General features: G+C 69.1%; 18 protein-coding genes. 5 read left to right on the top strand and 13 right to left on the bottom strand.

The genetic code is table 11. The features are described from left to right. The first annotated feature begins 506 nt into the window (after positions 1–506). Complete coding sequence (locus CNE_RS06255; RefSeq protein ID WP_013956283.1) at positions 507–3287, top strand: LuxR C-terminal-related transcriptional regulator; 2781 nt, start codon at positions 507–509, stop codon at positions 3285–3287. 30 nt (positions 3288–3317) lie between these two features. Here the strand turns inward: CNE_RS06255 and CNE_RS06260 are convergent, their stop codons facing one another. After that, positions 3318–4286, bottom strand: a complete 969-nt coding sequence (locus CNE_RS06260) for a Bug family tripartite tricarboxylate transporter substrate binding protein (protein WP_013956284.1) — start codon at positions 4284–4286, stop codon at positions 3318–3320. Between the two features lie 228 nt (positions 4287–4514). Further along, a complete protein-coding gene (locus CNE_RS06265) occupies positions 4515–5678 on the bottom strand; it encodes a CaiB/BaiF CoA transferase family protein (RefSeq protein ID WP_013956285.1) in 1164 nt (387 codons plus the stop codon). 221 nt (positions 5679–5899) lie between these two features. Here CNE_RS06265 and CNE_RS06270 point away from each other — a divergent pair, with 221 nt between their 5' ends. After that, positions 5900–6622: a hypothetical protein gene (locus CNE_RS06270; RefSeq protein WP_013956286.1), complete on the top strand. Its 723-nt coding sequence runs from the start codon at positions 5900–5902 to the stop codon at positions 6620–6622. 92 nt (positions 6623–6714) lie between these two features. Here the strand turns inward: CNE_RS06270 and CNE_RS06275 are convergent, their stop codons facing one another. The 5 genes from CNE_RS06275 to CNE_RS06290 form a co-directional block, all read right to left on the bottom strand. Further along, on the bottom strand, positions 6715–8454 hold the full coding sequence (locus CNE_RS06275; RefSeq protein WP_013956287.1) for a long-chain fatty acid--CoA ligase: 1740 nt from the start codon (positions 8452–8454) through the stop codon (positions 6715–6717). Positions 8455–8485: 31 nt separating this feature from the next. Continuing rightward, positions 8486–8656: a hypothetical protein gene (locus tag CNE_RS40755; RefSeq protein WP_193351053.1), complete on the bottom strand. Its 171-nt coding sequence runs from the start codon at positions 8654–8656 to the stop codon at positions 8486–8488. Between the two features lie 33 nt (positions 8657–8689). Further along, positions 8690–9088: a Zn-ribbon domain-containing OB-fold protein gene (locus tag CNE_RS06280; protein ID WP_013956288.1), complete on the bottom strand. Its 399-nt coding sequence runs from the start codon at positions 9086–9088 to the stop codon at positions 8690–8692. Positions 9089–9105: 17 nt separating this feature from the next. Then, positions 9106–10272, bottom strand: coding sequence for a thiolase domain-containing protein (locus CNE_RS06285; protein ID WP_013956289.1), 1167 nt, complete (start codon positions 10270–10272; stop codon positions 9106–9108). An 86-nt stretch (positions 10273–10358) separates the two neighbouring features. After that, positions 10359–11459: a CaiB/BaiF CoA transferase family protein gene (locus tag CNE_RS06290; protein ID WP_013956290.1), complete on the bottom strand. Its 1101-nt coding sequence runs from the start codon at positions 11457–11459 to the stop codon at positions 10359–10361. A 26-nt stretch (positions 11460–11485) separates the two neighbouring features. Here CNE_RS06290 and CNE_RS06295 point away from each other — a divergent pair, with 26 nt between their 5' ends. Beyond that, positions 11486–11701, top strand: coding sequence for an N-formylglutamate amidohydrolase (locus tag CNE_RS06295; RefSeq protein ID WP_013956291.1), 216 nt, complete (start codon positions 11486–11488; stop codon positions 11699–11701). Positions 11702–11714: 13 nt separating this feature from the next. Here the strand turns inward: CNE_RS06295 and CNE_RS06300 are convergent, their stop codons facing one another. The 3 genes from CNE_RS06300 to wrbA are packed head-to-tail and all read right to left on the bottom strand — an operon-like array spanning position 11715 to position 14158. Further along, entirely contained in the window at positions 11715–13133 is a 1419-nt protein-coding gene (locus CNE_RS06300; RefSeq protein WP_013956292.1) for an FAD-binding oxidoreductase, read from the bottom strand. A gap of 18 nt (positions 13134–13151) precedes the next feature. Next, entirely contained in the window at positions 13152–13559 is a 408-nt protein-coding gene (locus CNE_RS06305) for a DUF2069 domain-containing protein (RefSeq protein ID WP_013956293.1), read from the bottom strand. Beyond that, entirely contained in the window at positions 13556–14158 is a 603-nt protein-coding gene (wrbA, locus tag CNE_RS06310; protein ID WP_013956294.1) for an NAD(P)H:quinone oxidoreductase, read from the bottom strand. Before wrbA ends, CNE_RS06305 begins: the two co-directional genes overlap by 4 nt. A 166-nt stretch (positions 14159–14324) precedes the next feature. Here wrbA and CNE_RS06315 point away from each other — a divergent pair, with 166 nt between their 5' ends. Beyond that, positions 14325–15671 (top strand): YihY family inner membrane protein, encoded by a 1347-nt coding sequence (locus CNE_RS06315; RefSeq protein WP_013956295.1) that lies wholly within the window; start codon positions 14325–14327, stop codon positions 15669–15671. A gap of 32 nt (positions 15672–15703) precedes the next feature. Here the strand turns inward: CNE_RS06315 and CNE_RS06320 are convergent, their stop codons facing one another. The 3 genes from CNE_RS06320 to CNE_RS06330 all read right to left on the bottom strand — a co-directional run bounded on the left by CNE_RS06320 (position 15704) and on the right by CNE_RS06330 (position 18258). Continuing rightward, positions 15704–16021 carry an Mpo1-like protein gene (locus CNE_RS06320; protein WP_013956296.1) on the bottom strand — a complete coding sequence of 106 codons (318 nt, stop codon included), beginning with the start codon at positions 16019–16021 and terminating at the stop codon, positions 15704–15706. 102 nt (positions 16022–16123) lie between these two features. Then, on the bottom strand, positions 16124–16948 hold the full coding sequence (locus tag CNE_RS06325; protein ID WP_013956297.1) for an alpha/beta fold hydrolase: 825 nt from the start codon (positions 16946–16948) through the stop codon (positions 16124–16126). Next, positions 16948–18258, bottom strand: a complete 1311-nt coding sequence (locus CNE_RS06330; protein ID WP_013956298.1) for an O-acetylhomoserine aminocarboxypropyltransferase — start codon at positions 18256–18258, stop codon at positions 16948–16950. The genes CNE_RS06325 and CNE_RS06330 overlap by 1 nt, the downstream gene beginning before the upstream one ends. 239 nt (positions 18259–18497) lie before the next feature. On the opposite strand from CNE_RS06330, the gene CNE_RS06335 reads away from it, so the two are divergent. Continuing rightward, the gene (locus tag CNE_RS06335; RefSeq protein WP_013956299.1) at positions 18498–18944 is read left to right on the top strand and encodes a CBS domain-containing protein; all 447 of its coding nucleotides are present in this window, start codon (positions 18498–18500) and stop codon (positions 18942–18944) included. Positions 18945–19043 lie beyond the last annotated feature (99 nt).

Consider the following 19043-nt stretch of genomic DNA (forward strand, 5'->3'; position numbering starts at 1 on the left):
CGGCGCCGCGCGTCGGTCGCTGCGCCAGCAGGCGCTCGCGCGCGACCACGCGCGCCGCGCTGCGCAGCGAGGCCGGGCGGGACGGCTGCGAGACTGGCGCGGCGGGCTGGCTACGGGGAGCGGCTGGCGGATTGGCTGGCGTCTGGGGCATGGGCGAGGCAGGACGGTGCAGGTGAGGTGCGGAGGAAATGCGGGCGAGGCAGCGCGATGCCGGGCAAAGGCGGCACGTTGTCGCGATTGTACTGGCAGACGCGGCGCGGCGGCCAAGCCACGCCTGGCCAGCTGTCCGGGTGGCCAGGGTGAGACGCGCACAGCACCCGCAGGCCACCCGGAACAGGTGGGGAAGGGTTTGCCGGGTGTCCGGCCACAAGGCGTCGCCTTATATTCGCGCAGCGGCAAGCCCGCCGGCGAAGCGCGTGCCTTTTCATGCCTGCACGCCTTCGCCCCTTCATTGTCTTGCCGCTTCGTCCCTTTGTCCCGCTTCAATTGCGCACCGCTGGACGCCCATGGAAACCATACATGCTGCCGTCGCGACCCGCCTCGTGCCGCCGCGCCAGAACCGGCGCGCGATCGCGCGCGAGATCCTGCTGCAGCGCCTGCACGACGCCAGGCATGGCCGGCTGGTATTGCTGACTGCGCCTGCCGGCTATGGCAAGACCACCGTCATGGCGCAATGGCGCCACCGCCTGCTGGCCGGCGGCGCGCGCGTGGCCTGGCTCACGCTCGCGCCGGAGGACGACGACCTGGGACAGTTCTGCGCCAGCCTCGATGCCAGCCTGCGACAGGCTGGCATCCGCGTGTGCCGGCCCGGCCCGGAGTTCGGCTTCGACCCGGCGCACCCCACCGCGTTGCTGCCCGCGTTCGTCGCGCTGCTGGACGGCGTGCCGGGCGAGGTCTACCTGATGCTGGACGGGCTCGACCGCCTGCGGCACCCGGCCACGCTGGCCTTCCTGCAGGGCGTGCTGAGCGCGCGCCTGCCGCACCTGCATATCGTCGCCGCGGCGCGCGGCGAGGCCGGGCTGGCCCTGGGCCGGCTGCGCGCCGGCGGAGAACTGGCCGAAGCCGGCCGCGCCGAGCTGGCCTTCAGCGTTGCCGAAACCCTGGCCTTCGTGGGCCAGCGCGTGGAAGGGCGCACCGCGCGCCGGGAGAGCTCGCAAGCCGCGGTCGACACGGCGGTGGTGCTGCAGGAAGTCACCGAGGGCTGGCCCGCCGGCCTGGAGCTGGTTGCCGCATCGCTGCGCACGGGCCAGGAACCGGCGTGGCCGCATGCGCAATCTGCCGCCCTGCATGCCTACTGGCAGGAGGAGGTGACTGCCGGATTGCCGCCGGCGTTGCTGGACTTCATGCGCTGTCTCGCGGTGCCGCGCCGCATCCATGCTGAGCTGGCCGCGCTGCTGGCCGGCTGCGCGCAGGCACCCGCGCGCCTTGCCGAGATCGCCGCGCGCAGCCTGTTCCTGGAGGCAGCCCCGCCCGAGCCGGATGAGGTTGCCGATGGGAGCGGGCAGGGCTGGTACCGCTTCCACCCGTTGTTCCGGGCGCACCTGCTGCATGAACTGGAGCACGGCACGGGTCCCGGGCCGCATGGACTGCCCGAGTTGCAGCGGCTGCACGGGCTTGCGTCCGCGTGGCTGGACCGTTGCGGCAAGCCGGCGGAGGCGATCGGACACGCGCTGTGCAGCGGCGACTTTGGCCGTGTGCTGGCGCTGGTGGAGGCCACCGCGGCCCACTTGCCCGGCGTCAGTCCGCTGCGGGACTTCCTGCAATGGGCCGACGGCATTGCACCCGCGCGGCTGGCGTTGCACCCGGCGCTGCTGCTGGCCTCGGCATGGGCATGCGTGGTATCGGTGCGGCCGCAGCACGCCGAGCACTGGATCCGGCGCTGGGAAGCCAGTGCCGGGCCCGGCGTGGATACCGTGGTGCACGCCACGATGATGCGCGCGACCATTGCCGCGCAGCAGGACGACCACGCGCGGGTGCAGGTGCTGCTCGACAGCCTGCAGGGCAGGCCGCAGGGCAATCCCGCGCTCGAGCAGATCCGCATGAGCCTGGCGTTGCGCTACGGCACCCTGCTGGGCTGCCAGCCCCGCTCGCGTGCGCCATACCGCTGCGCGGCGCAGCCCGGCGACACCGAGATCGCGCTGATGGGTGCCGGCACGCTGGCGCTGACGGCCTGGATCGAGGGCAACGCTTACGAGACACTGCGGCTCGGCACGGACGTGCTGGCGGCCGCGCAGCATGCCTATGGGCGCCGCTCGATCGCGGCCAGCCTGTGCGCGGTGGCGGTGGCTGCAGCACTGTACGAGCAGGACCGCATCGCCGAAGCCAGCCAAGTGCTGGCGGGCCGGCTGCAGACGCTGCGCACCGGCACCCCGGACGTGCTGATCGAAGCGGCGCTGTGCCATGCGCGGCTGCAATGGCTGGCAGGCGCGCGCCATGAAGCCCTGGCGGAACTGGTGGAAGCCGAAGCCATGTTCCACCGCCGCGGCCTGCCGCGCGGGGTGGCGCGCGTGGCGGCCGAGCGCCAGCGGCTGGCGCTGCTGGGCAAGGACCTGCGCCACGCGCAGCGGCTGCAGGCCTCGCTGGAGGAACTGGGCCGGCAAGATCCGGGCGATACACCGCGCGGCCAGGAAATCGCCGCTGTTGCGGCACTGGGCCGCGCACGGCTGGCGCTGGCGCAAGGCGAGCCCGCGCTGGCGCTTGCCGCGCTTGGCACCGTGCGCGGCCTGTACGTGGCTTCGATCCGGGAACCGCTGCTTGTGACTGTAGACCTGCTGCAGGCCACCGCGCTCGACGACCTCTATCGTCCCGATGAAGCGGCGCCGTATCTTGAAGCCGCGCTGGCAGCGGGCGAGCGGCTGGGGCTGGTGCGCACTTTCCTCGATGAAGGCGAACGTACCTTCGGCTTGCTGGCAGGCATGGCTGGCAGGGAGGACGGTGGCGCGGCGGGGCGCGGGGCTTACCTGGCGCGCCTGTGCGAGGCCGCCGCGATGACGGCGCCGCCGCCCGGGCCGGCCGAGCACAGTCCGGAGCCCGCCGCCGCGCCGGCTGCGTTGCCGGCCACGCTGCCGCCGGCCGACGTCGGCAAGGGCCGGCTGCTGACCCCGCGCGAGCGCGAGATCCTGGCGCTGCTGGAGCAGGCGATGTCGAACAAGCGCATTGCGCTGGTGCTCAACCTGAGCGTCGACACCGTCAAGTGGAACCTGCGGCAGATCTACGCCAAGCTCAACGTGTCGCGCCGCTACGATGCCATCTTGGTGGCGCGCAGCGCGGCGCAGCGGCCGGGCTGACCGTACCGGCCACCCGGCCGCGCGCTGGCCTTATTCCGCGGTGGCGCCGCTGGCCTTGATCATCTGGGCGATCACGGGCTCGGTCGCGTCGAATTCGCGCCGGAACTCCGCCGGCGAGTTGCCCACCGGATCCATGGCCAGCGCATCGAGCCGCGCGCGCATGGTCGGCGACTGGATCGACGCCCGCGCTTCGGTCTCGAGCCTGGACAGGACCGCCGCCGGCGTGCCGGAGCGCGCGAACAGGCCAAGCCAGGCTGGCGAGCGCAGTTCCTGCTGCTTCAGCCCGGCCTCGGCCATGGTCGGTACGTCGGGCAGCTCCTTGATGCGCTTGTCGCCCATCACCGCCAGGGCCGTCAGCCGGCCGCTCTTGATATGCGGGCCGAGCGTGCTCATCGAGCCGATCGCCCAAGCGATGTTGCCGGCGATCATGTCCTGCGCCATCGGTGCCTCACCCTTGTAGGCCACGTGCGCCATGTCCAGGCCGCGCACCTGATTCAGGTGCGCGCCGACCAGGTGCGGGAAGGTGCCGACGCCATAGGAGCCGTAGCTGACCTTGCCCTTGTTCTTCGCGGCCCAGTCGAGAAACTGCTGCATGTTCTTTGCCGGCACGTCCCGGCTCACCACCAGCACGATCTTGCCGACCGACACCTCGGTGATGAAGGCCAGGTCCCGGCGCACGTCGTACGGCACGTTGCGGTACAGGTGCGGCGTGTTGATCAGCGGCGAAGAGTGGCTGAGCAGGATCGTGTAGCCGTCCGGCGCGGCACGCGTAATGGCCTGCACGGCGATCACGCCCGCGCCACCGGGCTTGTTGTCGACGATGATGGTTTGCCCGAGACGCTTGCCCATGTCCTCGGCCAGCGCGCGCGCCACGGTGTCGGTGGCGCCGCCGGGCGGGCCCGGAACGACAAAGGTGATGGGACGCGACGGGTAGCTCTGGGCACCGCAGACGGCGCTCCATGCCATCACTGCCATCGCGATCAGGGACTTCATGCGCATGATGTGATACCTCGGGAAAGGGAATAGGAAACTGCGTAGCAAGAAGGGCTGCATGTGGGAAGTTATAGGATGCCCGGCACCTTGCATGCCCCCCATATCGGCTGGGCGGGATTGCCCTAGGTGCCGGCCAGTCGGGCAGAAAAAAAGAATGCTCCGGCACGAGGCCGGAGCAAAACACGCAGCCGGACGATGCGGCCAGGTGGAGATTGTGTTGTACCGCGCAGTCCCTTAGCGCTCTGCCATCAGCCCCAGGCCCTGTGCTTGCAACTGGGCCACGCCATCGGCATCGAAGCCCCAGTCGCGCAGCGCGGCGGCGCCATGCTCGCCACGCGCCGGCGCGGGCCCGGAGATCTCGGATGGCGTACCGAGGAAGCGCGGCGCCGGTGCCGGCTGCACCACGCCAGCGACTTCGACGAAGCTGCCGCGTGCGCGGTGATGCGGGTGGTTGGGGGCTTCGCTGAATTCCAGCACGGGTGCGATGCAGGCATCGCTGCCTTCGAACACGGCGCACCATTCGTCGCGCGTGCGGGTCAGGAAGACGGCCTCGAACTGCTCGCGCAGCACCGGCCAGCCGTTGCGGTCGTACTGGGCCGGCAGGTCCTTGCCGGCAAGGCCCAGCTTGTCCAGCAGCTCGGCGTAGAAGCGGCCCTCGACCGGGCCGATCGACATGTACTTGCCGTCGCGCGTGCGGTAGTTGTCATACCAGGGCGCGCCGCCGTCGAGCACGTTGGCCTGGCGCTCTTCGCGCCAGTTGCCCGAGGCCAGCAGGCCCCAGAACACCGCGCCGAGTTGCGCAGCGCCTTCGGTCATGGCCGCGTCGACCACCTGGCCCTTGCCGCCGCGCTGCACATTGAGCAGTGCCGCCACCACGCCAAGCGCCAGTAGCATGCCGCCGCCGCCATAGTCGCCGACCAGGTTCAGCGGCGGCACTGGTGCTTGCCCGGCGCGGCCGATACCCGACAACACGCCGGACAGCGCGACATAGTTCAGGTCGTGGCCGGCACGGTCGGCCAGCGGGCCGGTCTGTCCCCAGCCGGTCATGCGCGCATAGACCAGCCTGGGGTTGAGCGCCAGCGCGGCGTCGGGCCCCAGGCCCAGGCGTTCCATGGTGCCCGGGCGGAAGCCTTCGATCACCACGTCGGCGCGTTCGACCAGCGCCAGCGCTGCGCGCTGCGCTTGTGGCTGCTTCAGGTCCAGCGTGACCGAGCGGCGGCCGCGTCCGGTGATATCCACGCGCTTGCCGGTGGCCGACTTGGGCCCCAGGTCGGCCGGCGCCGCCGGGCGGTCGACGCGCAGCACGTCGGCGCCCATGTCGGCCAGCAGCATGGCGCCGAACGGGCCCGGCCCGATGGCTTCGAATTCCAGTACGCGGATTCCGCTCAGTACACCCATGGTGGTTCTCCTCTTGCCCAGTCCTGTTTGCATGGGACGCACCCATGCCCTTGATTGCGTTTTTGCACTGGCTGCAAGTAGACCAAAAGCGGGCGCCCCCGAGCCCCACCCGTATCAGGTAGTAGGCCGCCCACCCTTCCTGCGGTGCACAAATGCGCTCCTATAATCGGTTCACAGCGGCCGCAGTGCAGGCCGGAAGACGAAGTGAGCCGGAGCCAGAAGTGAGCAATACCCAGCGCGCAATCGCATCGCCAAGGCGGACACGGCAGGCCGCACGCCTGTTGCCGGTCCTGAGCGAGCTCAGGCAGGAGGTGCGCTCGCTGAGCCGGCGTGCGCATCGTCTGGCGCTCGCCCAGGCCGGTGGTGATGACGACGCCTGCCGCCATCAGCTGGCGCAGTTGTTCGAGCGCTGGATCGAAGACGGCTCGCCACGCGCCCAGGTGGTCTGCTTTGCCTCGGCCGCCGAGTTCGGCCTGCCGCTGCACCGGCATGCCGAGCGCTGCCGCGCCGCCGCGACGTGCGACGGCTCCGATGCGGTGCGCGCCTTGTACTGGGCGGCGCTGCACCGCACGCGCAGCCGCGTTGGCATGACCGCGCAGATGGAAGATGCGCAGGCCGCAGTGCTGCCCGCGGTGGCGCCGGCGCCACCGGCTGGCGCGCAGCTGCGGGTGCTGCCCGCCGCATCGGTGCGGCCGCTGTGCCGCCGCTGCGAGCGGCTGCGCCTGGATGCGCGCTGCGCCAATGGCCACGGTGCCTTGCGCCCGCTGGGCGACATGCAATGGCGCAGCCTGGCCGCCGGCGTGCAATGCCAGACGCGCGAGCACCAGTGCGATACCTGCAGCACGCGCTGGACCCAGCACCGCAGCGCGGCGGATCCCTTTACGGCCTGGACCATCAGCCGGCGCGGCAACGCAATCCCGGCAAGGGACGCATTGACGGCCTGAATGCAATGCACCGGCCATGCAGCAATGGCCGGCAATAACAGAACGGCGCGCCGGACCTTGCGGACCGGCGCGCCGTTTTACTTGCGGCTGGGCTAGGCCTTGTGGTTCGCCAATGGAGCGCCCTGCATCTCCTGCTCCTGCAGTTCGCGCCACGCGATCTTGCCGGTGGCGGAGCGCGGCAGGCGCTCGACAAACTGCACGATGCGCGGCGCCTTGTAGGTCGCCATGCTGGTACGGCACCAGGCCAGCAACTCTTCCTCGGAAACGCCGGCGCCGTCACGCCGCACGATCACGGCCTTCACCGTCTCGCCCCGATGCGGATCGCGCGCGGCGATCACGCAGGCTTCCAGGATCGCAGGGTGGGTATGCAGGATCGCTTCCACCTCGGCCGGCCACACCTTGTAGCCCGAGGCGTTGACCATGCGCTTGAGGCGGTCGCGCATGACGAAGTAGCCGTCGGCATCGACGCTGGCAAGGTCGCCGGTACGGAAGAAGCGCTTGCCGTCGATCGTGATAAAGCTCTCGGCATTGGCGGCGGGCTGGTTCCAGTAGCCCAGCATCACCTGCGCGCCGTGCACCACGATCTCGCCGACCTCGCCGCGCGGCACTTCGGCCAGCGTGGCGGGATCGATGACGCGCGCGTCGACGCCGTAGGTCGGCACGCCCAGGAGCCCGGTGCGCGGTGCGGCGAGAGGGTTGGCGATGATGAACGAGGCGGTCTCCGTCAGGCCGTAGCCTTCGACAAACTGCAGCCCGTAGCGCTCCTTCATCACCCGCGCGGTGCTGTCGGGCACCGCCGCGCCGCCGCCGACCACGCAGGCCAGGCTGCTCAGGTCGAATGACTCGATATCCGGCTGCGCGAAGAACTCCACCAGCATCGGCGGCGGCGCCGCCCAGAACGTGACGCGATGGCGCGCTACCAGCTGCGCCGCGGTGCGCCGGTCCCAGCGCGGCAGCAACACGATGGTGCCGCCCATGTAGACCGGCGCATTGACGCCGTTCTGCAGCCCGAGCAGGTGGAACATCGGCGCCACCGCCAGGAAGGTCGACTCCGCGTGCGAGCGCCGCCATAGCTGCGAACCCGCCACCGACACCATCACCGTGCGGTGCGTGTGCATGCAGGCCTTGGGCGCCCCGGTGGTGCCCGAGGTGTAGGGCAGCATGCACAGGTCGTCCAGGCCTGCGGCGCGCGGCGATGGCGTGGAGCCGGCGGCCATGGCCTGCTGCCAGTGGACTGCGCCGGCCGGCAACGCCGAGCCGGACGAGCGCTGCTGCACCCAGTCCGGAATCGCGAGGCTGTCGTCGGGCTGCGCGGGCAGGGCATCGCCATAGTGATGCACGATCACGTGGCGCAGCGGCGTGGTGCCGACCAGCGGTGCCACCTGCCCGACCAGCTCGCTTGCGGCAAACGCGGCCACCGCGCCGCTGTCGGTGACGATATGGCGTAGCTCGTCTTCCAGCAGCATGGCGTTGGCCGGCACCACCACGGCATCGGCGCGCAGGATCGCGTAGTAGGCCACGATGAACTGCGGGCTGTTCTGGCTGAGCAGCACCACGCGGTCGCCTCGGTGCACGCCGCATGCCTGCTGCAGGTAACCGGCCATGCGCTCCACCTGCGCCAGCAGTCCGGCATAGGTGGTGGCGCCGTGGTAGAACTGGACCGCGACCTTGTCGGGGAAGCGCCGGGCCGAGATTTCAAGGTTCTCGGCCAGCGTGGTGTGCGGCATATGGAAAACGCGCGGCACGTCGCCGAGCGCCACTGCGGCATCCACCGCAAGCGGGCCAGTGGGGGCGGCGGCGACGCCTGCATCGGGCAGATCGTTGTGGGTCATGGTGGTCCTCTCTGTCATGTTGCAGTTGCCGTCAGAACGCGGTATCGCCATCCAGCAGCCGGCGGCCGCTCTCGTCGTAGGCAGTGCGTTCGCTGCCCAGCAGGGCGCGGTGCTCATGCACCAGCGCGGCCACTTCGCGGTCGATGGCTTTGATCAGCGCACCGCCGAATTCGACCCATTCGCCCGGGGGCTGGAAATCCATGTTGCTGCTCTCCTTGACAGGTTCAGCCCGGCCTCAGGCCAGCGTGAAAGTCGGTACCGGGGCGCCGCCATCGCTGGGCGAGAACTTCACCTGCACCTTCTGCCCGATCCGCACCGTGTCGAGGTCGCAGTCGACGATATGGGTCATCATGGTCACGCCTTCGTCCAGCGTGACGTAGGCGATGCAGAACGGATTGGGACCTGCGCGGCGCGTCACGCTGAAGCTGTAGATCGTGCCGCGGCCGCTGGCCGGCTTCCATGAGGTGGTGCCCATGCAGAACGGGCACAGCACGCGCGGATACCAGTGGGGCTTGCCGCAGTCGTCGCAGACCTTGAACAGCAATTGCCCTTCGCGCGCGGCCTGCCAGAAGGGCAGGTTGTCGGGCTGCTCGTCCGGCGCCTTGTAGGCAATGGGGGTATGTGGGGTCGTCATGTCATTGCTCCCGCGCATTATTCACGTTCAAGGATCAGGGTGGCGCTGCCGTGGCGCGAGCCCAGGTAGCCGCCGGTGCCTTGCGCCAGCGCCAGGTCGCAGTTGGCGACCTGCACCGCCGGGTGGGCTTCGCCGCGCAGCTGGCGCACGGCCTCGATGACCTTGGTGATGCCGCCGCGGTTGGCCGGATGGTTGTTGCACAGGCCGCCGCCGTCGGTGTTGAAGGGCAGCTTGCCGACGCCGGAGATCAGGTTGCCGTCGGCGACGAACCTGCCGCCTTCGCCTTTCTTGCAGAAGCCCAGGTCTTCCAGCTGCATCAGCACGGTGATGGTGAAGCTGTCGTAGATCGACGCGTACTTGATGTCGGCCGGCGTGACGCCCGCTTCGGCGAACGCCGTCGCGCCCGAGAAGCGCGCGCCGGACCAGCTCAGATCGACTTCTCCACCGAGCTGGCCCTTGATGTACTCGCCGGCGCCGCGGATCTTCACCTTGGGCCTCTGCAGCGTGGCGGCGATTTCCGGGCGCGCCACGACCAGCGCGCCGCCGCCGTCCGATACCACGCAGCAGTCGAGCTTGTGCAGCGGATCGGAAATCATCGGCGAGTTCAGCACGTCCTCGACCGTGACCACGTCGCGCAGCATGGCATGGGGGTTGTGCTGCGCGTGGTGCGACGCGGCCACCTTGACCCAGGCGAGCTGCTCGGCAGTGGTGCCGTATTCGTGCATATGGCGCATGGCCGTCATCGCGTACAGGTTGACGGTGACCGGGCTGAAGGGGCTCTCGAACGGCGCGTCGGGCAGGTTGGCGCCCCAGTTGCGCGCCTGGGTGCCGCTGGAGCCTTCCGAACGCGGGCGGCCCGCCAGCGTGATCAGGGCCACGTTGCACTTGCCGGCCGCGATGGCCTGCGCCGCGTGCGAGACATGGACCAGGTAGGCCGAGCCGCCGGTGTCGGTGGAGTCGACATGGCGCACCTTGAGGCCGAGATAGTCGACCATATTGACCGCGCCCAGTCCGGGCGCGTCGCCGGCGCAGAAGTAGCCGTCCACGTCCGCCAGCGTCAGGCCCGCGTCTTGCAGTGCGCCCTTGGCGCTTTCGGCGTGCAGCTGCGCCACCGACTTGTCCGGTGCCTTGCGGGTCGGGTGCTCATAGGCGCCGACGATATAGGCCTTGCCGTTGATGCTCATCATTTCTCCTCTCGTGCGTCAAATGGTGCTACGCATGGATATTGCAGCGGTTTGGTCATTCTGTCCTGAGGGGCCTGTAGACCGGCCTACCGGATGGCCCCCGCCGCGCGCATGTGCACGATCTCTTGCTTCCCATAGCCCGCCGCCAGCAGGATCGCGTCGGTGTGCTCGCCAAGCATGGGCGCGCGCTGGAGTACCGCGCCGGGGGTGGCGCTGAGCTTGATCGGCACGCCGGCGATCTTGACCGGCGTGGCCGAGCCCGGTTGCTCAACGTCGACCAGCATTTCGCGCACGCGGTAGTGCGGGTCCGCGAAGATCTCCGCGGAGGTGTAGACCGGACCGAACGGCACCTTGCCGCCCAGGCACTGTGCGATCTCCTCTTTGGTGCGCGCGGTGCTGAACGCTTCGATGGCGTCGATCACTTGTTGCGCGTTGCGCACACGCGCGGCGTTGGTGGCGAAGTCCTCGTCGGTGGCCATCTCGGGGCGGCCGATGGCATGGGCCAGCTTGGCCCAGAACGCGTCGGTGGCGCAGGCGATCGAGACATGGCCATCGCGGGCGCGGAACAGGCCGAACGGGCACAGCAGCGGGTGGCGGTTGCCATCCGGCGCAGGCACGGTGCCGGTGTAGGAGGTCTGGTAGACGATGCGCTCGCACATGGCCAGCACGGCGTCGGTCATGGCCACGTCGACGAACTGGCCTGCGCCGGTCTCGCGCACACGATGCACAGCGGCCAGGATGCCGATGCACAGCATCAGCGCCGGCACGGTGTCACCGACGCCGGGGCCGATCTTGGTCGGGGTGTCGCGGTCCGGGCCGGTGATTCCCATCATGCCGCCCATCGCCTGCGAGACCACGTCATAGGCCGGCCATTGCGCATAGGGGCTCTCGCCGCTGCGCGGATCGCCGAAGCCGCGCACGGTGCCGTAGACCAGCCGCGGATTGGTCTCGCGCAGGGTTTCATAGGCCAGCCCGAGGCGTTCCATCACGCCGGCGCGGAAGTTCTCGACCACGATGTCGGCACCGTCGATCAGCTTGCGGACGATCTCGCGGCCCTTGTCGGTCTTCAGGTCGACTGCGATCGATCGCTTGTTGCGGTTCACGCTCTGGAAATAGCCGCCAAAGTCGCGCAGCGTGTCGTCGGCGCAGAAAGGGCCGGTGACGCGCGTGCCGTCGCCGGTCGACACAGTGCCTGCGCGGCTACGGCTACCGGGTGGGCATCAACTGGCCGTACAAGGGGGCGGAGCTGATCCGCGCCTATGCCGACCCGGCGCGCGGCCGCCACAGCCTGCAGATCGAAATCAACCGCGCGCTTTATATGGACGAGGCAAGGCTCGCGCAGCACCGCGGCTTCGCCGTGCTGCGCGGCCATCTCGACCAGTTGCTGGAGGCGGTGGCGGCATTTATCCGCGAGGCACTGGCGCGATGATGGCGCGGCGCGCTCAGATAACCTTGCCCGGATTCATCAGCCCCTGCGGATCGAGTGCGCCCTTGATCGCGCGCATCATGGCCAGCTCGACCTCGCTCTTGTAAAGCCGGTTTTCCTCGCGCTTGAGCTGGCCGAGCCCGTGCTCGGCGGAAATCGAGCCGTTATGCGAGCGCACGCTGTCGTGCACGATGCGGTTGACCTGGTCCTGGTGGGCCAGGAAGGCGTCATGGTCGACGCCTTCCGGCGGCGACACGTTGTAGTGCAGGTTGCCGTCGCCAAGGTGGCCGAAGGTCACCATGCGTGCGCCGGGGAAGGCGTTCTGCAGCAGCGCGTCGGTGGTCTCGATAAAGTCCGCCACACGCGACACCGGCACGGCGATATCGTGCTTGATGTTCTTGCCGTCTTCCACCTGCGCCAGCGGGATATGCTCGCGCAGGTTCCAGAAATCACGCGACTGCTGCACCGATTCCGCCACCACCGCGTCGGCGACCACGCCGGCATCGAAGGCGGCCGACATCATGGTTTCGAAGATGCCGCGCGCATGGGCTTCGCTTTCGCTGTCGGACAGTTCCAGCAGCACCAGCTGCGGGTGGATGTCTGCGAACGGATAGCGCAGCTGCGGGAAGTGCCGCGTCACCAGCGTCATGCTGAGCGCGGACATCAGCTCGAACCCGGTCAGCATGGCGCCCGCATGCGATTGCGCGATGGCCAGTAGCGCCAGCGCGGCGCGCGGGCTCGGCACCGCGGCCAGCGCGGTGACCGAGGCGCGTGGCAGCGGGAACAGCTTCATTACCGCGGCGGTGATGATGCCCAGCGTGCCTTCGGCGCCGATAAAAAGGTCGCGCAGGTCGTAGCCGGTGTTGTCCTTGCGCAGCCCGCGCAGGCCGTGCCAGATCTCGCCCGACGGCGTCACCACTTCCAGGCCCAGGCACAGCTCACGCGTGTTGCCGTAGCGCAGCACCGCGGTGCCGCCGGCATTGGTCGACAGGTTGCCGCCGATGGTGCAGCTGCCTTCGGCCGCCAGGCTCAGCGGAAACAGCCGGCCGTGCTCGCGCGCCACTTCCTGCAGGTGCTGCAGCACCACGCCGGTCTCGACCGTGATGGTGTTGTTGAGCGGATCCACCTGGCGGATGCGGTGCAGCCGCTGCAGCGAGACCACCACCTGGTCCTGCCCGGCCACCGGCGTGGCGCCGCCGCACAGGCCGGTGTTGCCGCCTTGCGGCACCACGGCGATCTTGTGCGCATGGCAGGCATGGACCACCTCGGCGACCTCCTCGGTGGTGCCGGGGCGCAGCACCGCCAGCGCCTCGCCGCGATAGCGCTTGCGCCAGTCGGTCAGGTAGGGCGCCTTGTCGGCTGCATCGGTCAGCACGTGCTGCGCACCCAGCGCGGCGCGGCACAGTGCGAGGAAGGAGTCTTGAGGCGAGGTCATGGCGATGGCGGAATGGGGTCAGGACTTGGGCGCGGCTGGCTTGCCGGCCGCCCGGGCGCGGCGCTTGTAGGGGCGAAGGTACAGGATGGTGCTGGTGAAGTACACCAGCGTCAGCGCCACCTCCACCCACGCCAGCGTGGACGAGGGGGCGCGGTCGCTGGTGGCGCGCACGATGCCCTCGGTGAAGAACAACAGGATCAGCATCGACGACCACTGCATGGTGTAGCGGTTGCGCGTCAGCAAGCCGCGCAGCGGCAGCAGCAGCGGCAGGAACTTGATGATCAGCCACGACCCCCCGGGGCGCAGCGGCGCCAGGAACCATTCCCAGGCAATGCACAGCACCATCAGCGCCAGCAGGCTGCCCACGCTGAACCGGTACAGCCAAGGGCTGTGCAGCGCCTGGTCGCTCTCGGGGATGGGGCTCATGCCGCGTCTCCCGCCAGGCGCAGCGCGGTCTGCGCCAGCCGCCGGCCCATGGCGATGGCCAGTCCAGATTCGTCTTCCGTGACCGGGCCGCGGTTGTCGCCGTGGGCATGGTGGCTGGGGCCGTAGGGCGTGCCACCGGAGGCCGTGGTCATCAGGCCCTTCTCGGAATACGGCAGGCCCAGGATCAGCATGCCGTGGTGCAGCAGCGGCAGCATCATCGACAGCAGCGTGGTTTCCTGCCCGCCGTGCAGGCTGCCGGTGGCGGTGAACACGCAGGCCGGCTTGCCGGTCAGCGCGCCCGACAGCCACTGCGCCACGGTGCCGTCCAGGAAGTACTTCATCGGCGCGGCCATGTTGCCGAAGCGGGTGGGGCTGCCCAGGGCCAGGCCGGCGCATTCCTCCAGGTCGCGCAGCTCGGCATAGGGCGGGCCGTCGGCCGGGATATCGGACGCGGTGGCCTCGCACACGGTGGAAACCGGCGGCACGGTGCGCAGCCGGGCCTGGGCGCCGGGGACGCTGTCAATACCGTTGGCAATCAGTTCGGCAAGTTTGCGGGTGCTGCCGTGGCGGCTGTAATACAGGACGAGGATGTCGGTCATGGAGCGGGATGGCCGGCGGTGGCGGGGTGGTGTTGCGCGAAGGATGCCGGAAGCAATGCGCGTATTATAGATGCGCCCCCCGCGCCATCTCCCATCGGCTTCGCGCCCCCGGTGCCGCGGGCCGCCTGTTTATCCGTCAGAACCAGATCCAGGAGGTCGTTTGCGCATGATTGGACCCCGCGTTGCCCGCCTGCGCCGGGAATGGAACCTGCAGAAGGTACGCGCCCTGGCGCGCTATGCACTGCGCCGCGCCGGCGAAGACCGGCTGCCGCAGGTCTCGGCCAGCCTGACCTTCACCACCGTGCTGGCCGTGGTGCCGGTGCTGACGGTGGCGTTCGCGCTGCTGGCCGCGTTCCCGGTGTTCCGCGACTTCCGCAACGCCATCGAGTCGTTCCTGTTCCAGAACCTGATCCCCGGCAACGTCAGTGAATCGATCCAGCGCTACCTCGGCATGTTCGCCAAGAGCGCGCGCGGGCTGACCGCAATGGGCCTGGGCGGACTGATGGTCACCTCGGTGCTGACCATGCTGACCGTGGAAGATGCGCTCAATGCGATCTGGCGCGTCAAGCAGCGCCGCCCGCTGGCGCAGCGGGTGCTGGTGTTCTGGGCGGTGCTGACCTTCGGGCCGGTGCTGATCGGCGCGAGCCTGTCGATCAGCTCTTACCTGATCTCGGTCTCGGCGGGCTATGTCGGCACCATGCCGGTGGGGCTGGGGCTGCTGGTGGGCGCAACGCCGGTGCTGCTGTCGGCGCTGGCCTTTGCCTTCCTGTACACGGCGGTGCCCAATGCCTATGTCGAATGGCGCGATGCCATCGTGGCGGGCCTGGTGGCGGCGATCGCGTTCGAGTTTGCCAAGCGCGGCTTCGGCTATTTCATCACGCATATCCCGACTTACACGGCGGTCTACGGCACCTTCGCGGCGCTGCCCATCTTCCTGCTCTGGATCTACCTGAGCTGGCTGGTGACGCTGCTGGGTGCGACCATCGCCGCCAACCTGCCGGTGATCCGGCAGGGCTACTGGCGCCGCCGCACCTTTGCCGGCAGCGAGTTCTTCGACGCGCTGGGCGTGCTGCTGCTGCTCTACCGCGCGCGCGACGAAGTGCCGCGCAGCGTCGGCGAACTGGACCTTGGCCGCAAGCTGCGGGTTGAGGCCGACTACCTGTCGGGCCTGCTGGGCAAGCTCAAGGCCTTGCACCTGATCGGACGCCTGCAGCAGGAGCGTGGCCAGGCCCACTGGGCGCTGCTGTGCGATCCGTCGCAGGTGACGCTGCGGACGTTGCATGACCGGTTGGTGCTGAACCTGCCGCGGCTGCCGCGCACGGCGCTTGCGCAGCAGCTTCGCGGCGCCGATGCGCTCAAGTCGATTCTGGACAATCCGCAGCTGGACCAGACGCTGGAGGCGGTGTTCCGGCAGCAGCCGGCCGATCTGCCGCCGACTGAAGGAGATGGGGGGAGCCATCTGCAGCGGCGCACGCTGGAAGTGGTGCCGCCGGGCTGGCATGGGCAGGTGTAAGGCCCGGGCCAGCCCGGCGACAGTGAAGTTGCCTAGAACGGAATCTTGCCCCGCCAGATATCGGCATACATCACCCAGTCTCCCATCAGGCTGTAAAGCGGATGCCGGAACGTCGCCGGCCGGTTCTTCTCGAAACCAAAGTGCCCGACCCAGGCAAAGGCGTAACCTGCCAGCACAGCGGCCAGCAGCCACCACGCATTGCCGGTAACCACCAGCGCCACCAGACACAGCAGCGCCACCGTCGACCCGGCAAAATGCAGCCGCCGGCAGGTACGGTTCTGGTGTTCGGCCAGGTAGTAGGGATAAAAGGCCGCGAAGTTTTCGAACTCGCGCGCGCGGGCGTGGGCCATGGCTGTCTCCGGCAGGTCTTGTTTTGTGCAGTGTAGACCTTCTGCGCAGAGGTGCCGGGAGGCTGGCCGCCGGCGTGGCCGGCCAGCCATCTGCGGCCAGGCTTAGCCGGCCGCGACCACCTTGCGCGCAAACGCCGCCAGCGCGTCCAGCACTTCATCCGGGCGTTCGCCCATCAGCGCGTGGCCGCACGGGACCGTGACCAGGCTCGCCTTGGTCATCTTGCCGGCCAACGCCTGGGCCGCCTTGGGCGACGTCATCATGTCCTTGGTGCCGGTGATGAAGAGCGCGGGGCAGGCGACCGCGGCCGCGGCCTCTTCGCCATGGGCGTAGGCATTGCAGGCCGAGAAGTCATTGTGGAACACATGGGCCTGCGGGTTGTTGCGCGACACGCGCTCCATCAGCCGCTGGCTGCCGCCGTGCATCCACGCGCCCGGCCCGGGCGAAGACGGCTTGTTGGCCAGGCTCGAATGCGACCAGGTGTTGACCATGGCGATGGCCTCGCCCTCGCGGTTGAGCGAAGCGTCCAGCAGCGCGTCCGAGACCTTCATCGGGTAAGCCGTGGCCAGCAGGCCGATGCCGCGCACGGCCTGCGCATGCCGCGCCGCGCATTCCAGCGCGATCAGCGAGCCCATGCTGTGGCCGAACACGAAGGCCGGCGCCTTCACGCCGGCGGCCGCCACCAGCGCCATGACCCAGTCGGCCATGGCCTCGACGGTGGCCAGCGGCGCGCCCTTGCTGCGGTTGTGGCCCGGCAGGTCCACCGCCAGCACCGAGAAGCCGTGGTTGGCAAACCAGCGCGTCTGCAGGGCCCACACGCTGTGGTCGTTCTGCGCGCCGTGGACAAACACGGCACAGGGCAGGGCGGGATCGAAGGGTTTGCCGCCGGTATAGGCGTAGGCCGGCTGGCCTGCAATGGTCAGTTCCATCAGGCTTGCCCTCCCTTGCCGCTCATGGCCTTTTCGGCCGCCTTCAGGCCGCGCTTGAGATCGTCGATCAGGTCATCCGGGTCTTCCAGCCCGATCGACAGCCGGATCGTGCCCTCGGTGATGCCGGCCGACTGCAGCGCCGCCGCGTCCATGCGGAAGTGCGTGGTCGAAGCCGGGTGGATCACCAGCGAGCGTGCGTCGCCCACGTTGGCCAGGTGCGAGAACAGCGACATGCTCTCGATAAAGCGCTGGCCGGCCACGCGGTTGCCCTTCAGGTTGAAGCTGAACACCGCGCCGCAGCCGCGCGGCAGCAGGCGCTTGGCCAGTTCGTAGTCAGGGTGCGATTCCAGTTCCGGGTAGGACACCGATTCCACCATCGGGTGCGAGACCAGGAACTGCACCACCTTGCGAGTGTTGTCGACATGCCGGCTCATGCGCAGCGGCAGCGTCTCCACGCCCTGCAGCAGCTGCCAGGCGGCCATCGGGTTCATGCAGGCACCGAAGTCGCGCAGGCCCTCGCGGCGCGCGCGCAGCAGGAAGGGCGCCACCGTGCTTTCCTCGGTGAACACCATGTTGTGGAAGCCCTCGTACGGCTCGGACAGCTCCGGGAAGCGCCCGGAGGCCTCGAAGTCGAAGGTGCCGCCTTCGACCAGCACGCCGCCGATGGTGGTGCCGTGGCCGCCCAGGAACTTGGTGGCCGAATGGTAGAGCAGGCCGGCGCCGTGGTCGAACGGGCGCAGCAGGTAGGGCGTGGTGAAGGTGGAATCCACCAGCAACGGGATGCCGTTGTCCTGGCCCAGTTGCGCCAGCGTCGGGATGTCCAGCACGTCCAGTCCCGGGTTGCCCAGGGTCTCGCCGAACAGCAGCCGGGTATTGGGCCGGATCGCCGCGCGCCAGGCGTCGATGTCGCGCGCCTTGACAAAGGTGGTCTCGATGCCGAAGCGGCGCAGAGTGTAGTGCAGCAAGTTGTGCGAGCCGCCATACAGTGCCGACGAGGCCACCACGTGCGAGCCCGCGCCCATCAGAGTGGCCACCGCCAGGTGCAGCGCGGCCTGGCCCGAGGCCGTGGCGATGGCGCCGGCGCCGTTCTCCAGCGCGGCGATGCGCTCTTCGAGCACGGCCACGGTGGGGTTGGAAATACGAGAGTAGACGTGCCCCGCGCGCTCCATGTTGAACAGCGACGCGGCGTGCTCGCTGTCGCGGAACACGAAGGACGTGGTCAGGTGGATAGGGGTGGCGCGGGCCCCGGTGGCGGGGTCTGGCGCGGCGCCGGCGTGCAGCGCAAGCGTGTCGAATCGGGTTCCGGACATGGTCGGTCGGCCTTGAGTTGTCTCCGGCCAGCATCGTAGCACCGTGCGCCCGCCGACGCCCGCAAACCGGCCTCCCGCTTTACTTTGACGGCGGGTTTGGGCTAGGATCGGCCAACGGGGCGCTACGATGCAGAGTGCGCCCGCACACCCATAGACAGATAACAATGTGACCGGTATCGCCCCCTGTGCCCCCGGCCGGAGCGATGCCCTCAGTTTGAGCGCAGGCAGCGGAGACCAACATGAAAGTCAGCGACATCCTCCAGATCAAGGGCAATACGCTCTATACCGTGACGCCTGACACCTCCTTGCTGGTAGCCGTCCACACCATGGCCGAGCACGATATCGGCTCGCTGGTGGTGATGGAATACGGCGACCTGGTCGGCATGCTGACCTTCCGCGAGATCATCGAGACGCTGGCCCGAAATAATGGCAACGTCGGCAGCACCAGCATCCGCAAGGTGATGGACGATGCGCCGCTGACCTGCACCATGGAGACCGACGTCAACGAGGTCCGCCGCATGATGCTGGAACGTCACACCCGCTACCTGCCGGTGCTCGACAACCGCACGCTGATGGGCGTGATTTCCTTCTACGACGTCGCCAAGGCCGTAGTCGAGGACCAGAGCTTCGAGAACAAGATGCTCAAGGCCTATATCCGCGACTGGCCGGAAGAGCGCGCCGAGTAATTGCGCCGGGCCGCCCGGGCTGAAGCTTCCTTCGGAAATACCCTCGGTTGGCGCCACGGGGCCGTGGCGGGGTGGCGGCCGAACCCCGGCTCCGGCACA

The organism is Cupriavidus necator N-1 (genome assembly GCF_000219215.1).
Classification (GTDB): Bacteria; Pseudomonadota; Gammaproteobacteria; order Burkholderiales; family Burkholderiaceae; genus Cupriavidus; species Cupriavidus necator.

Excerpts from the sequence above, each read along its gene's own strand:
- wrbA (WP_013956294.1), bottom strand. The coding sequence starts at position 14,158 with ATGACCGACATCCTCGTCCTGTATTACAGCCGCCACGGCAGCACCCGC.
- CNE_RS06255 (WP_013956283.1), top strand. The coding sequence starts at position 507 with ATGGAAACCATACATGCTGCCGTCGCGACCCGCCTCGTGCCGCCGCGC.
- CNE_RS06275 (WP_013956287.1), bottom strand. The coding sequence starts at position 8,454 with ATGACCCACAACGATCTGCCCGATGCAGGCGTCGCCGCCGCCCCCACT.
- CNE_RS06325 (WP_013956297.1), bottom strand. The coding sequence starts at position 16,948 with ATGGAACTGACCATTGCAGGCCAGCCGGCCTACGCCTATACCGGCGGC.
- CNE_RS06315 (WP_013956295.1), top strand. The coding sequence starts at position 14,325 with ATGATTGGACCCCGCGTTGCCCGCCTGCGCCGGGAATGGAACCTGCAG.
- CNE_RS06265 (WP_013956285.1), bottom strand. The coding sequence starts at position 5,678 with ATGGGTGTACTGAGCGGAATCCGCGTACTGGAATTCGAAGCCATCGGG.
- CNE_RS06260 (WP_013956284.1), bottom strand. The coding sequence starts at position 4,286 with ATGCGCATGAAGTCCCTGATCGCGATGGCAGTGATGGCATGGAGCGCC.
- CNE_RS06320 (WP_013956296.1), bottom strand. The coding sequence starts at position 16,021 with ATGGCCCACGCCCGCGCGCGCGAGTTCGAAAACTTCGCGGCCTTTTAT.
- CNE_RS06280 (WP_013956288.1), bottom strand. The coding sequence starts at position 9,088 with ATGACGACCCCACATACCCCCATTGCCTACAAGGCGCCGGACGAGCAG.
- CNE_RS06330 (WP_013956298.1), bottom strand. The coding sequence starts at position 18,258 with ATGTCCGGAACCCGATTCGACACGCTTGCGCTGCACGCCGGCGCCGCG.
- CNE_RS40755 (WP_193351053.1), bottom strand. The coding sequence starts at position 8,656 with ATGGATTTCCAGCCCCCGGGCGAATGGGTCGAATTCGGCGGTGCGCTG.
- CNE_RS06300 (WP_013956292.1), bottom strand. The coding sequence starts at position 13,133 with ATGACCTCGCCTCAAGACTCCTTCCTCGCACTGTGCCGCGCCGCGCTG.
- CNE_RS06305 (WP_013956293.1), bottom strand. The coding sequence starts at position 13,559 with ATGAGCCCCATCCCCGAGAGCGACCAGGCGCTGCACAGCCCTTGGCTG.
- CNE_RS06285 (WP_013956289.1), bottom strand. The coding sequence starts at position 10,272 with ATGAGCATCAACGGCAAGGCCTATATCGTCGGCGCCTATGAGCACCCG.
- CNE_RS06335 (WP_013956299.1), top strand. The coding sequence starts at position 18,498 with ATGAAAGTCAGCGACATCCTCCAGATCAAGGGCAATACGCTCTATACC.